This is a genomic window from Trichocoleus sp. FACHB-262, assembly GCF_014696035.1.
Lineage (GTDB): Bacteria > Cyanobacteriota > Cyanobacteriia > FACHB-46 > FACHB-46 > Trichocoleus.
The window spans coordinates 43182-56990 of sequence record NZ_JACJPK010000097.1 but is presented as its reverse complement, the minus strand read 5'-3'; the positions used below and the strand labels follow the sequence as shown (position 1 = coordinate 56990).

The 13809-nt window shown below is 49.3% G+C and carries 10 protein-coding genes; 8 read left to right on the top strand and 2 right to left on the bottom strand.

Going from position 1 to position 13809, the window contains the following annotated elements; all coding sequences use genetic code 11:
- The first annotated feature begins 562 nt into the window (after positions 1 to 562).
- The 4 genes from H6F68_RS22640 to H6F68_RS22625 are packed head-to-tail and all read left to right on the top strand — an operon-like array spanning position 563 to position 3842.
- Positions 563 to 1342, top strand: coding sequence for a Tic22 family protein (locus H6F68_RS22640; RefSeq protein WP_190562503.1), 780 nt, complete (start codon positions 563 to 565; stop codon positions 1340 to 1342).
- Positions 1343 to 1392: 50 nt separating this feature from the next.
- Positions 1393 to 2310: a peptide chain release factor N(5)-glutamine methyltransferase gene (gene prmC, locus H6F68_RS22635; RefSeq protein WP_190562501.1), complete on the top strand. Its 918-nt coding sequence runs from the start codon at positions 1393 to 1395 to the stop codon at positions 2308 to 2310.
- Positions 2311 to 2357: 47 nt separating this feature from the next.
- Positions 2358 to 2987 (top strand): L-threonylcarbamoyladenylate synthase, encoded by a 630-nt coding sequence (locus tag H6F68_RS22630; protein WP_190562499.1) that lies wholly within the window; start codon positions 2358 to 2360, stop codon positions 2985 to 2987.
- A 21-nt stretch (positions 2988 to 3008) separates the two neighbouring features.
- Positions 3009 to 3842 (top strand): sensor histidine kinase, encoded by an 834-nt coding sequence (locus H6F68_RS22625; protein WP_190562497.1) that lies wholly within the window; start codon positions 3009 to 3011, stop codon positions 3840 to 3842.
- 37 nt (positions 3843 to 3879) lie between these two features.
- On the opposite strand, the gene H6F68_RS22620 is transcribed toward H6F68_RS22625, so the two are convergent.
- A complete protein-coding gene (locus H6F68_RS22620) occupies positions 3880 to 4344 on the bottom strand; it encodes a GNAT family N-acetyltransferase (protein ID WP_190562495.1) in 465 nt (154 codons plus the stop codon).
- A gap of 512 nt (positions 4345 to 4856) precedes the next feature.
- Here H6F68_RS22620 and H6F68_RS22615 point away from each other — a divergent pair.
- Together H6F68_RS22615 and secA are read left to right on the top strand one after the other, a co-directional pair.
- Positions 4857 to 5489, top strand: a complete 633-nt coding sequence (locus H6F68_RS22615; RefSeq protein WP_190437956.1) for a diheme cytochrome C — start codon at positions 4857 to 4859, stop codon at positions 5487 to 5489.
- 308 nt (positions 5490 to 5797) lie between these two features.
- Positions 5798 to 8590: a preprotein translocase subunit SecA gene (gene secA / locus H6F68_RS22610; protein WP_190562494.1), complete on the top strand. Its 2793-nt coding sequence runs from the start codon at positions 5798 to 5800 to the stop codon at positions 8588 to 8590.
- 100 nt (positions 8591 to 8690) lie between these two features.
- Here the strand turns inward: secA and H6F68_RS22605 are convergent, their stop codons facing one another.
- Positions 8691 to 11516, bottom strand: coding sequence for a GAF domain-containing protein (locus H6F68_RS22605; RefSeq protein WP_190562491.1), 2826 nt, complete (start codon positions 11514 to 11516; stop codon positions 8691 to 8693).
- Positions 11517 to 11906: 390 nt separating this feature from the next.
- Here H6F68_RS22605 and H6F68_RS22600 point away from each other — a divergent pair, with 390 nt between their 5' ends.
- Together H6F68_RS22600 and H6F68_RS22595 are read left to right on the top strand one after the other, a co-directional pair.
- Positions 11907 to 13070 carry a quinone-dependent dihydroorotate dehydrogenase gene (locus H6F68_RS22600; RefSeq protein ID WP_399314915.1) on the top strand — a complete coding sequence of 388 codons (1164 nt, stop codon included), beginning with the start codon at positions 11907 to 11909 and terminating at the stop codon, positions 13068 to 13070.
- Positions 13071 to 13081: 11 nt separating this feature from the next.
- On the top strand, positions 13082 to 13798 hold the full coding sequence (locus H6F68_RS22595; RefSeq protein ID WP_190562489.1) for a hypothetical protein: 717 nt from the start codon (positions 13082 to 13084) through the stop codon (positions 13796 to 13798).
- The last annotated feature ends 11 nt before the right edge of the window (positions 13799 to 13809 follow it).

Here is a 13809-nt window from a genome sequence, read left to right as displayed (position 1 = left end):
AAACGGCACAGTAGTACTAAACGAAAGTTATGTATTTAACCAAGTGTGCACTGATTAAACATCACACTGACGAAGCTAAGTTAGGCGTTTAACCAAGGCAAGGACCTAACTCAGTTTGTGTTAGTATCCTACAAGTCTGCTAGCTCATACCAAGAAAAAGGCTTATTGAACCGATAGAGCCGTTTCCTTACTTTCCCTGGAACCATTTTCTCTAAGGCAAAGTCACCTGTAAATGACATTAGGACCACGCGGATCATTCATCAATGCTTCCGGTTCAACCATTTCTTCTCATGGAGTGAATTAGTGTAGAACTAATCTGTGAAGCTAACTGAGAAACGATAACTTTGCCCGATCTCCAGCTTGAAATTTGGGTGGTGCCAGTGATAAAAGACACCCCAGATTCAGTAAACTTGCAATTGCATAATTAGCAAACAGCTAGCAAACTAATTCATGACAATTGGCAAATAAGCAAACTATCAGCCGCATCTCGATTTCTCACTCGCAAACGCTACTTAAAAGCGTAAATATTAACTCCTTTACAATCTTTTTCCAGGAGCAACTAATGAAGTCTTTTGTCCGTTGGAGTGCAATCCTGAGTCTAGTTGGAGGTGCATTACTGGGCCCCTCTATTGCAGGAAATATGCAAGCCCTAGCACTGCCTAAAGACCAAGTTTTGAAAAAACTTAGTGCAGTGCCTATGTTTACGATCGCTGACGCTCAGGGAGCACCCCTAGTTGCTTCTCCCCCCAATGCTGCGAATGGTCAAAAGAATGCGCCTGTGGCAGGGGTTTTTGTCAGCCAGCAAGATGCTCAAGCTTTTTTAGACCGACTGAAAAGCAAGAATCCTGAGCTAGCCAAGAATGTGAAGGTGATGCCCGTTTCGTTAGCAGAAGTTTATGAATTGGGTCTAGCCAACAAAAATAAACCCAATGGTCTCAACTTTGCCTTTGTACCCACTCAACAGCAAGTTGCCTCAGCTGTAGCACTCTTGAAGCAGAGCGGCCAAAACGTGGAGCGCTTTAATGGCGTGCCTGTCTTTATTGCTAGAGGCGGAAAAAACAAAGGATATTTGACTGTGAAGCGGGGTAATCAACAGATTATTCCTCTGTTCCTGAAAAAAGAGGAATTGCAAAATATGGTGCAGCGCCTCAAGCAGCAGCAACCTGACTTGGCATCCAGCGTGGATATTCAGGTGGTCAACCTTGAAGGTGTGATCCAGACTCTGACAGATAGCAATAACAAGGAGCTGGAAGAAATCGCTATTGTAGCACCGCAAGAGTCAATTGAATTTCTGCGATCGCTCCAGCCAGCCCAGGGTCAAGCTAGGCCCAAAGCTAAGTAACCTCTCAATCTCAACCCCCTTCCCTCGATTGTGATTGTTCCGTGACAAGCATGTATTCCCCCAAGACTTGGGCGGTTTCAGGGCAGGAGCTTTGGCAATGGCGGGATGAAGCTTGTGCCGCAGCGGTAGCTGCGGCAATTTCGTCTGCCGAAGTAGACTGGCTGCTGCAAGAGTTGGCTGGGTTAGATCGTTTAACCTTGCGTCTAGAGTCTTTCAAGCATTGGCCACAAGTTCAATTGCGGCTATCTTTATCAGAACTCACAAAACTGTGGCAGAAGCGGATTGAGGCTCGCGTTCCAGTTCAATATTTGGCTGGAACGGCACCTTGGCGACAGTTCAATTTAACGGTGTCTCCAGCAGTTCTAATTCCACGGCCAGAGACAGAACTAATTATTGACTTAGCAGTTATTGCAGCCCAGTCCTTTAGTCCTGAGCTTGGCAGTTCGGCAGCAGAGATTTGGTCTGACCTAGGCACAGGTAGCGGTGCGATCGCAATTGGTCTAGCAACCGCGTTTCCAAAAGCGACAGTCTATGCCGTAGATTGCAGTCCTGACGCGATCGCTGTGGCACAGCAAAATGCAACTGATCTCGGATTGAGCGATCGCATCCAGTTCTTTCAGGGTGCTTGGTTTCAGCCTTTGAATGGCTTAGAAGGTGAGTTGCGGGGTATGGTGTCAAACCCTCCCTATATTCCTAGTGCGATGGTGTCTAGTCTGCAACCAGAAGTTGCTTGGCATGAACCGCATTTGGCCTTAGATGGAGGGGAAGATGGATTAGACTGCATTCGCCATCTGGTCGCCATAGCCCCCTTGTATCTCAAGTCAGGTGGAATTTGGCTAATCGAGATGATGGCCGGACAGGCAGGGCAAGTCGTGGAATTATTAGAAAGGCAGGGCGACTACGATCGCATTCAAGTTCATGCTGACTTGGCAGGAATCGATCGCTTTGTCTTAGCTCATCGTCGTTAATGCCACTCGTTGTAATTCAGGGTTCCTCGTAGCTCCTCTTCCACGACATGCCTCAAGTTTCCTTAACCGCTTTAGTAACTCATGCCAAAGCGGGCGATCGCGTGATTAGCTTTCCGACCGATACGGTACCCGCTTTAGCCGTCCGTCCAGACTGTGCTGATTTAATCTTTACCGCTAAACAACGGAGCCAAGAGAAGCCACTGATTTTGATGGCAGCAACGCCAAATGATTTGTGGCCGTTTGTCCAGGGTGAGGCAGAAGCGCAACAAATTTGGCAAGAAGTAGCCACCCGATATTGGCCTGGAGCCTTAACGCTCGTTTTACCTGCCAGCGATCGCGTCCCCACCGCCATTCATCCCCAAGACCTAATGAGTATTGGCCTGCGAGTACCTAACCATCCAGTCGCCCAAGCGATTTTGGCCCAAACGGGTCCCTTAGCGACAACCAGCGCTAATTTATCGGGTCAGCCTCCTCTAGAAACCATGACTGCGATCGCCGCTCAGTTTCCAGAAGTGCTGCTGCTCTCACCGGAAGAATTGGCCTACCTAATCCCAGCGGGCCAGGCTGCCGCGAACCACTGGAGCGAATCAGCTTCTGGTGTCCCTTCCACCGTCATCAAGTGGAGTGATTCGACCTGGCAAGTTCTTCGGTCTGGAGCAGTTAAGCTAGAACTTTAAGTCAGTCAGCAGGGCACGTCGATGGCAAACCAAGAGAGTAGCCAAACAATTGCAGCATTGCAACAAGAACTGGAGCAAACACGACTGGCCTATCAAATGGCAGTGGAGATGCACCAGTTTAAGTCTGGCTTTTTGGCTAGAGTTTCCCATGAGCTGCGATCGCCCCTCAACGGCTTGATTGGCATGCATCAACTGATCCTGTCTGACCTCTGCGATGACCCAGCGGAAGAAAGAGACTTCCTTGGCCAAGCAAATCAGTCTGCCCTAAACCTGATGCAGCTACTGGATTTGATTTTGGATGTGGCTCGGTTAGAGCATGGTTCTCGGCAGATGCAGCTTCAGCCGCTAAAACTAGGCCAAATCTTGCAAGAAGTTTACAACCTGACTCATTTACAAGCACGCGATCGCAATATTCGCTTGAAGCTCTTGCCAATTCAGGAAGACATTTATGTCCAGGCTGATCCCAAGTGGTTGCAGCAAACATTAGTGAGTTTGCTGGACACTTCCATTCGTTTAACGCCTGAAGGCACCATTTCGCTGTCAGCGACAGTCCAGCCAGAAACGGAGCAGGTTACGATTTGCATTGAGGCTCCTTACGCTGTAAGCCTCTGGAGTGAACCTGCCCAGCTTTTATCGAATCAGGCTTTACCAACAACGCCCAATACCCCAGCGGCTTTGTCACCCGGTCTTGCTCTCTTGATGCACCAAAGCGTGATTGAGCGCATGCAAGGTCGTTTGGAAATCATCGCTTTGCTCAGTGAACCAGACAGCAACGCAAATCCGACAGACGCGACTGAATCTACTCGTATTCAATGCCTGATGCCCCTAGTGATGCCAGAGACTGATTTAGCCTAATTGCTCATTAGAGCATATAGACCCAGAGATCAAGCACTTACGAGGTTTGAGGCATTTCTACAACTGCAGGAGTGGGTGGTTGCTCCATGGGTTGATTGCACAAAACCATTGTGGTGCTGGCATTGAGTTGAAATCCGATCCGCTCGTAAAACTGTTGTTGATGGGTCGTCATCAAATACACCCGCTCCACCCGATTCATCCGGGGATGAGTTAAAACAGTTTCGACCAACTTCCGACCCAAGCCTGCGCCTTGATAGTCAGGATGAATCACCACATCCCAAATCGTGGCGCGGTAAATGCCATCAGAGGTGGCACGAGCAAAGCCAATCATCTGGTCTTGATCCCAAACACTAATCACGGGGTCGCTGTTGGCGATCGCGATCTCTAGCTCTTCAACCCGTCGGTCCTTGGCCCAGAAAGCTGCGGCTTGAAACAATGCCTGGAGTTGCTGCAAGTTAATGCGAGACCGCTGATGGCAAAACTGAATATGACGACAATCCATCACAACTAAATTTCCTCTCCCTTAGGGAAATAAGTAGTGGTTCTGTAGCGCCTGCAAGAACGGTAGTGGCCTCCGCTGCTTGGGTACGACTGCTGAACAAGGCAGACACCTTGCTGACTTAAGCACGAATGCTTAATCAAAAAGATAATGCCTATTTCCCCAATCTGATGCGGGGCGATTCCTAATTCCGTGGAGAAATGCTGACAAGCCAATCGTGCTGCGCTAATTTGACGGCCCTAATTTGACAACCCTAATTTGACGACCACTTTATTAAGTTTTGCATTTAATTTTAGCAATCGCTCTGCTTAAGCTCTCTATAGCTCTCGGTAGAAATCACCCCGGCCTTTTGGTAGGTTAGTTTTCAGACCGATAGTAGAAATCATTTACCTCTCTAGCCCGCCACATTACTCTGATTGAGGTTCTGGGCTGAGGCAGTCTAGGCACCTGTGAGTTAAAGATAACGTCACGACAACTGTTAACATCCTGAAGTTCTTGGTAGTGAGTTCATAAGCATGTCCCGCCCTTCTCAACCAACCGATGCCAGAGAATCTCATCCCACTTTGGAGGAGAAGCCAAACTCCAAGCGACGACTCCGCAGGCGATCGCCCGTGATTCTCTTGGTGTTAGTTCTATTGTGGAGTGTGGCGTTGGGATGGGGTTTAGCCCAAGCAACAGAAACGCCCCAAGCGGCTCAACTCGCTCAATTTACCCCTAGCGTCGAAAAGCTCACACCTGCCGCAACTCCCGTGGGTACGGTAGACCCAGTACCCGCCAAATACCAACTCGGCCAAGAACTCTATCTAGAAAACTGCGCTACCTGCCATATTGGCTTGTCCCCCGCAGTTCTGCCCACAGAAACTTGGCGGCAAATATTGCAAGACCGCCAACACTACGGCCAGCAGATTAAACCCCTCGTTGACCCACCCCGTCTCTTGGTTTGGGACTACTTACGTACCTTTTCTAGAGTTCAAGATCGAGAAGAAGAAACACCTTATCGCATCGCTGACTCCCGGTACTTCAAGGCTTTGCATCCGCGAGTTCAGTTGCCGCGATCGCTGACGATGGCTAGTTGTGCCAGTTGCCACCCTGCTGCTGCTCAGTTCAACTTCCGCCGCCTGACGCCAGAGTGGGAAAATTCGCCCTAATTTCTTAGGGAATCATCTCTAAACGCGGACTATTTTATAAAGGGTTGAGATTACCACCAAATCAGACGGCGATCGCGCCATGCTATCCCGCCTCAGGCAGGGCCAAAATGATACGATAAATAATGATTTGGGTCGGCAATCTGAGTCTATAAGCACATCGGTTGCTTAGCTGCATAGTTCTGCTGCTTCTATTCACTCAATCAGCCGTTAACTTACAGGTTGGTTGAAACTCCCAGACCTAGCTTTGTTACATTGGACTTTTATCTCGTTAACAAAGCGCTTTCAAGGAAATATCTCTCCCTCCTGCCATGCTTAAGAATCTGCTAGGCGATCCCAACGCACGCAAGCTCAAAAAATATCAACCCATTATTACCGAGATCAACCTGCTCGAAGAAGAAATCCAAGGGCTCTCTGACCAAGAGTTGCGTGGTAAGACAGCAGAGTTTAAACAGCGGGTTAAAAAAGGGGAATCCCTTGACGACCTTCTACCAGAAGCCTTCGCCGTTGTTCGAGAGTCTGGTAAGCGTGTGCTGGGGATGCGCCACTTCGATGTCCAGCTCTTGGGCGGCATGATTCTCCACGACGGCCAGATTGCCGAAATGAAAACTGGGGAAGGTAAGACCCTGGTTTCTACATTGCCAGCTTATCTAAACGCTCTCCTGGGCAGAGGTGTTCACGTCGTCACCGTTAACGACTACCTGGCTCGTCGGGACGCAGAGTGGATGGGGCAGGTGCACCGTTTCTTGGGCTTGAGTGTCGGTCTGATTCAGCAGACCATGACCCCCAACGAGCGGAAACGCAACTACGACTGCGACATCACCTATGCCACCAACAGTGAGTTAGGTTTTGATTATCTGCGCGATAACATGGCTACCTCAATGGTTGATGTGGTGCAGCGGCCATTCCAATATTGCGTCATTGATGAAGTGGACTCGGTGCTAGTCGATGAAGCTCGTACTCCCCTGATTATTTCGGGTCAAGTAGAACGACCCAGTGAAAAGTATATTCGGGCGGCTGAAGTGGCCACTCGGTTGGAAACAGAGACCCACTATGAAGTGGATGAAAAAGCCCGCAACGTCCTATTAAGCGACGAAGGCTTTATTGAAGCAGAAAAAGCCTTAGGGGTTCAGGATTTGTTTGACCCCAAAGATCCTTGGGCGCACTATATCTTCAATGCCATTAAAGCTAAGGAACTCTTTATTAAAGATGTAAACTACATCGTCCGCGATGATGAAATCGTGATTGTGGATGAGTTTACGGGACGGATCATGATGGGTCGTCGCTGGAGTGACGGCTTGCACCAGGCGATCGAAGCTAAAGAGCACGTAGAAATTCAGCCCGAAACTCAGACCCTCGCAACGATTACCTATCAAAACTTCTTCTTGCTTTATCCCAAGCTGGCAGGCATGACTGGCACAGCCAAGACGGAAGAAGTGGAATTTGAAAAAATCTACAAACTCGAAGTTACGATCGTTCCCACCAACCGTAGAACGGGTCGGGCAGACGTGTCGGACGTGGTTTACAAAACGGAAGAGGCGAAGTGGAAAGCAGTTGCGGCTGAATGTGCTGAAATCCACCAGTTGGGGCGTCCAATCCTGGTTGGTACAACCAGTGTAGAAAAATCAGAAGTTTTGTCTCATCTGTTGCATCAGCAAGGCATTCCTCACAACCTCCTGAATGCAAAGCCAGAAAACGTCGAGCGAGAATCAGAAATTGTCGCACAGGCGGGTCGCAAGGGAGCCCTGACCATTGCCACTAACATGGCGGGTCGAGGCACAGACATCATCCTGGGTGGTAACGCGGACTACATGGCCCGTCTGAAAGTACGCGAGTACTTCATGCCTCGGATCGTGCAGCCAGAGGATGAAGATACTTTTGATGTCACCAGAGTTGCAGGCGCGAGTGAGAGCCGAGGCGGCGGCCAAGGCTTTGTCCCAGGCAAGAAAGTCAAAACCTGGAAAGCTTCTCCTCAAATTTTCCCTACTCAACTGTCGAAAGAATCCGAGCAAAAGCTGCGAGCAGCAGTTGACTTTGCGGTGCAACAGTATGGGGAGCGATCGCTGCCAGAACTAGAAGCAGAAGATCTTGTTGCGGTGGCGTCTGAGAAAGCGCCGACTGACAACCCAGCGATTCAGCGTTTGCGAGAAGTGTATAACTTGATTCGCAAAGAGTACGAACAGTTCACCGAACGCGAACATGAAGAAGTGATTCGCCTGGGTGGTCTGCATGTAATCGGTACTGAACGTCACGAGTCTCGCCGGATTGACAACCAACTGCGCGGTCGGGCAGGACGGCAAGGCGACCCTGGGTCTACCAAGTTCTTCCTCAGCTTGCAGGACAACTTGCTACGGATCTTTGGTGGCGATCGCGTGGCAGGCTTGATGAATGCCTTCCGCGTTGAAGAGGATATGCCAATTGAATCTGGCCTCCTGACGCGATCGCTAGAAGGGGCGCAGAAGAAAGTTGAAACCTACTACTACGACATTCGGAAGCAGGTCTTCGAGTACGACGAGGTGATGAACAACCAGCGTCGAGCGATCTATGCCGAAAGACGCCGCGTTCTTGAAGGGCAAGACCTAAAAGAACAGGTGATTAAGTACGCCGAGCGCACGATGGATGACATTGTGGAAGCTTACGTCAACCCTGACCTGCCTTCAGAAGAGTGGGATCTTGGCAGCATGGTGAGCAAGGTGAAGGAGTTCGTCAACCTATTGTCTGACCTAGAGCCTGACCAGTTGATTGACCTAAATATTGGGGAAATCAAAACTTTCCTTCACGAACAGGTGCGGATTGCTTATGACTTAAAAGAAGCCCAAGTCGATCAAATTCAACCCGGTTTGATGCGGCAAGCAGAACGCTTCTTCATCTTGCAGCAAATTGATACGTTGTGGCGGGAACACCTCCAGCAGATGGATGCACTGCGGGAATCTGTGGGACTGCGTGGCTACGGTCAGAAAGACCCCTTGATCGAGTACAAGAGCGAAGGCTATGAACTCTTCTTGGAAATGATGACCGATATTCGCCGTAACGTGGTTTACTCTCTATTCCAATTCCAGCCTCAGGTTCAGCCTGCGGTTGAGGTACCCACCGAAATGGTTTAACCCGTTGCGCTAAACCACTGCATCACTGAACTTAAAGAAAAAGGACAGGTTTAATCGCCTGTCCTTTTTCTTCTCAGAGTTTCTTTAGGAGAATTCGCTTTTAGAGAAAGCCAGTTGTATTGCCTCGATTGGCATAAGTTTTATCTGTGGGCGTTGCAGCCGAAAGGGGAATGACCAGGCGGCTCAAAACGCGGCCATCCTCTAGTTTGTAGAGGTTGAATTCGCCCCCCATTTGCTTAATCAAAGATTGGCATACTAGTAGGTGTAACCCAGGGGGTTGATCCAAAGTAGAGGGAGCCAGCAAGTCTACAGAGCGCCCGGTTTGCAGTTCAGCGACTAACCTCGGCTCAATTACACCATTATCGGTAATTGACAGCTCTAGCCACCGCTCCTCTAGAGTGCGGCACCAGATATCAATGCGCCCACTGGGTTGACAGCGATAGCAAGCCGTCACCAGTAATTCATACAAAATTGCCTCAATTTTGGTGATATCTCCAGCGATCGTGAGGTTGCCTTCGGTGTTATGTACCTGCGACCAAAGCTGGCGTTGCTTGATTAAGTAATCAACCCGTTCTAGCGATCGCTTGAGTAGTGTAGCCAGAGGCACTGTTTCGTAATAGGCCCGTAACCGCCACGGTTCATCTTTAATCAGTTGACCGACAGTATTAAGGGCATCTCCCATCTGGCGGAGGTTTTGTTGCAAGCGAGTGCCCACCAAGGGATCTTTCTGCGTCGAGAGTTCACTCAAGCGCTTAAGGGTCAAGTTGAGCGAACGATACAGTTCTTCAATGCGGCGCTGTTTGTACCAGTTGAGTCGCTCTAAGCTTTCGCGCTGGGCTTTCAAGCTATCAGTGAGCAACAGGTTACGGCGTGACCAGGCTAACTGGCTGACCAGGGTGCCCAAAGCATTCAAATGTCGCTCTGGCCAATGCCGCGATCGCTCATCCGCAACAATCACGATTCCAGTCGGTTCATGCTCTGGTGCGGTGCGGAGTGCTATGACTAGAATTTGACCGATTCCAGACCCAGAGAGCCACTGTCGAGTTTCTGCGGTCAGATCATCCACCGTCAAAGGCAACAGCCCATCGGCTTGAAGCGCCCATTGCACCAGCGTATCTGTCTGCACAGGCACAACTATTTCTGTGTTGAGCATGAACTGACTGTTCGCCATCACTGGAGCCACAATCCGCCCGCCTCGTCGCCCTGGTAGCCAAGTTACCATCATGGCAAAAGGTACTTGAAGAATTTGGGCAATATGTTGTAAAGCTGAGCGCTCCAGTCGGTCTGGTTGGTAGGTTTGCTGGATAGTAGTGAGGCCCCACTGAATCGTTTGAGAGATTTTCTGTTGCTGTTCGGTTTGTCGCTGGAGTTGCCATTGGTGCAAAATCAAACCAATTTGTTGACTCACCACGCGGAGCATCTCTCGCTCTGGACGGCTCCAGGTACGAGTTGCTTCATGGCAAATCACCACCAAACCTTCTAAAGGATGACCAATCGAAGTACTGCACATAAGCAGCGATCGCACGCCAATTTCCAGGAAGACATCCTGCCAAGCCATCAGCTTTAAGTCTTCTTCTAAGTTCTCGATGCCCACCGCCTCAGTGCTGCGCTCCAGCATTTGCCAATCAACATCGTTCAGCATATTTAGCGGTGTGGTTGCAGGCCGACGATTCGCTGGTTGGCTTTGGTAGCAAATTTCAAACTTCTCTTGGTCTTTGTCGTAGAGCAAAACCAGGAAGCGCTCGGCTCGTAACCGTTGGCAGAGCTTATCTGCACAATTTTTTAGCGTACTCTTCCAGTCTTCATCGCTGTAGATGGCATGGGTGATTTCAGCGGTGAGTGCTTGATCCAATCGCGTCTGCTGAATAATCTCCTCCATCTCTTCTAGAGGAGCCGTCAAAGCAATTAGTTGGGCTGCGCCTCGAACATAACTTTTTTCTTCCTCCTCCCAAATTCGAGCTTCATTGCCTTCTACCGCGAGAAACCCCATCAGCTCATTTTGGAATAGGATTGGTGCTGCCAAAAGCGATCGCGCCTTGATTTGCTGCATCAATCGACTCGTTGTATCGGCTTTGAGCGAGCTGTGGGCTTCCCCAATCGACACCAGTTGATCCGCTGCCAGGGCTTGATAAAAACCACTAATCTCTTGAACCGTGATGCCAGAAGCGATTTGATTCGCATCACTAAATCCTGCTGTTTTCTGACGGTTACTGATTCGCCGCCAAAAATAGCGCCGTTCGCGTTCAAACCAGTAAATATTCGTGCGCGAAGGGCCAATAAATTGATGGGTTTCTTCCACCATTGCTTCTAGGCGTTGTCCCAAAGTTGGCAACTGCCGCAACTTAGATAGGAGGGTCAACAATGGCTGTTCTGGACGCTTAGTTTGCTGTCGCTGCCAATCTGCTTCGATTTGATAAAGCGCTGCGGCCAATCCGCCAAAAATCATTGAGAGTCGCGCTTTCTCGTCGGAGCGAGGAGAAACCCCCCAAAGCGTTGACCCTAGTAGAGACACGCCAAAGCAGCGATCTTTGTAGCGAATCGGAAAGAGCATCGTGCCTTGAATATTGAATTTCTGAGCCGCCTTCCGCCACTCTCCGGCTCTTGTTTCTTCTCGCAAATCTGGCACGCCGACGGGACGTTGCTGAATTACCACCTGCTCCAAAAGATCGCCAGGAGACAGCACGAAGCGTTGCCGTAGAAACGAGCTGTCGCCATTGGGCATGACACCGCCTTTACCGAACAGACGATGCTCTAGGCGATCGTAAAGCCCAATCCAAATCAAGCTATAGTCGAATTCATCTTGTAGATAATTGAGCGTGGTTTCAATTAAAACATCGACGCTTTCCTCTTCCCGTAGGGTCTGGAGGACACGACCTAAAGCAACTAATTGTTTTTCGTAGGTTGTCGGCTCTTTCTGCTGACCCATGTTATTTGGACTCCGGTTCCGGGCAGCTTATGCTTTTTGCACCAAGGATGGGAAGAGAGATCCTAGGCACCTTTAGACCTAAAAGGGTACTTGCAGCCTGGATCACCATATTTCTAACTCATTTATCAGGTTGCGACGGATAGTCAACCCATTGTCGATAAGATAGATAGCTGACAACGAGCCAGTTGGTAGACAACAAAAAGAATTATTTTCTCAAGCTCTCAAAATTCTATCTGGTGATGCCCCTTTTCCTCATAGATCTACTCAACCAGTTATTCAAGAGAGCCTGTAATATCTAGGATGCCCATAATATTAATGAGTGTTTGCGTTCGCTCCTAAGCTGGCAATTTTACTCGTCCCTATTTATTTTTGTCGTTCGATCCCTGACAATTGCACCCAAAATTGGACATCTATCAAGTTGGTTTACGTCCCCTTCTTTTCTCTGGACTGAAAGCAGATCCGGAACAGTTGCATCGGCAAGCGCTTCAACTTCTGGGTTGGCTAGACCATACGGGCAACCGTCCACCTGCTAGTTGGGTTCAAGCTCGATTGCAGCAATCTTGTGGCTTCTCGGATTCTCGACTAGAGCGATCGCTGTGGGGGTTAAGCTTCCCTAATCCTGTTGGGTTGGCTGCTGGTTTTGACAAAGATGGCGTGGCCGCCGGCGTTTGGCCTAGTTTGGGTTTTGGGTTTGCCGAAGTTGGCACTGTGACGTTTCAGGCTCAGCCCGGAAATCCTCAGCCGCGTTTGTTTCGCCTACCTCTAGATCAGGCGGCCTTAAACCGGATGGGTTTCAATAACCAAGGCGCAGCGGCGATGGCGGCAATGTTTAAGGCGAGAAGTCAGCGACAAACACAAAAGCCAGGCGCTTCTCAGCTCAAAATTCCTATTGGCATCAATCTGGGCAAGTCTAAAATTACGCCCTTAGAGGAAGCAGCCGCAGACTATTTGGGCAGTTTCCGGTTGCTCAAGAATTGGGGTGACTATTTTGTGGTTAATGTCAGCTCCCCAAATACTCCAGGCTTGCGATCGCTCCAAGCTACCGAACAACTAGAACCGATTTTGGCGGCTTTGCAGCAAGAAAACCAGCGACAAAAGCCGATGTTGATCAAGATTGCGCCTGATCTGGAATGGGAGGCGATCGCGGATGTGATCGCTTTGGCACAAAAACATCACTTAGCTGGGATCATTGCCACCAACACCACCATCCGCCGGGATGGCCTCAAGACAGAAGTGCTGGAAGCTACAGGTAAATCCGTGCAAGACGAAGCAGGCGGCATTAGTGGTGCTCCAGTCAGGCAACGCTCTACAGAAGTGATTCGCTTTATCTATCAGCAAACTCAAGGTCAGTTGCCCATCATTGGGGTGGGGGGCATTTTTACCGCAGAGGATGCTTGGGAGAAAATTACCGCCGGAGCCAGTTTGGTGCAGGTTTACACAGGCTGGATTTATGAAGGTCCGTGGATGGTACGACGAATTTTGACAGGGTTGGGGCAAAAGCTAGAGCAACACGGACTAGCCACTCTAGCAGATGCAGTCGGACAAGAAACCTAGAGGTGTGAAAAATGCCGTTTCTACCTAAAGCGATCGCTAGTCACCGCTACTGGCTCTTACTTTACTTAGCAACGGCAGATGTTGGTTTCACCTTAATTTATCTGGTTAGTAGTCTGCTTCAGAATCAGGCACTGCCTTTATTTAGCTTTGAGCAGAAATTTACGATTCCGGTCGTCTATGCCGCTATTAAGCTATTTTTGATCGGCTGCTTTTTAGTCACCTCGGCTCTTTGGAAATATTGCTTATTTCAGCGCTCCTCTCGCTATCTCCTGCTAACAATGGGAGCAGGATTTCTGTATCTCTCAACAGACAAGCTATTCAAATTTCATCATCTGTTACAGCTTCCTAACTGGATGCCGAGCCTTCCCGGAGGGGGAGGAGCATGGATACTTTTTTACTTATTCATCCAGTTACTCATTGTTACTGTTGGCTTTCGCGACCTCACCAAGCTTTGGCGTTTTTATCCTCAAGGGGCATTAATGATTTGCCTAGGCATTGCTTTGTTTATAGTTGGAGGTCTCGGTACTGAAATTTTCAACCATCTGATCTTACAGCCGCTACTTTGGCACATGGGGCGGGGCGATCGTGCCACTTTCTCAACTCTAAAAAATACAGTCGAAGAGTCCTTAGAACTATTAGGAGAGAGTATTGCGTTGCAAGGCTTGGTTTTATTTCTACTGAAGCAGCAGCATCATTACTTCAACCTGCAAGCTAAAAAACTTAGTTAGCTCCCTGTATT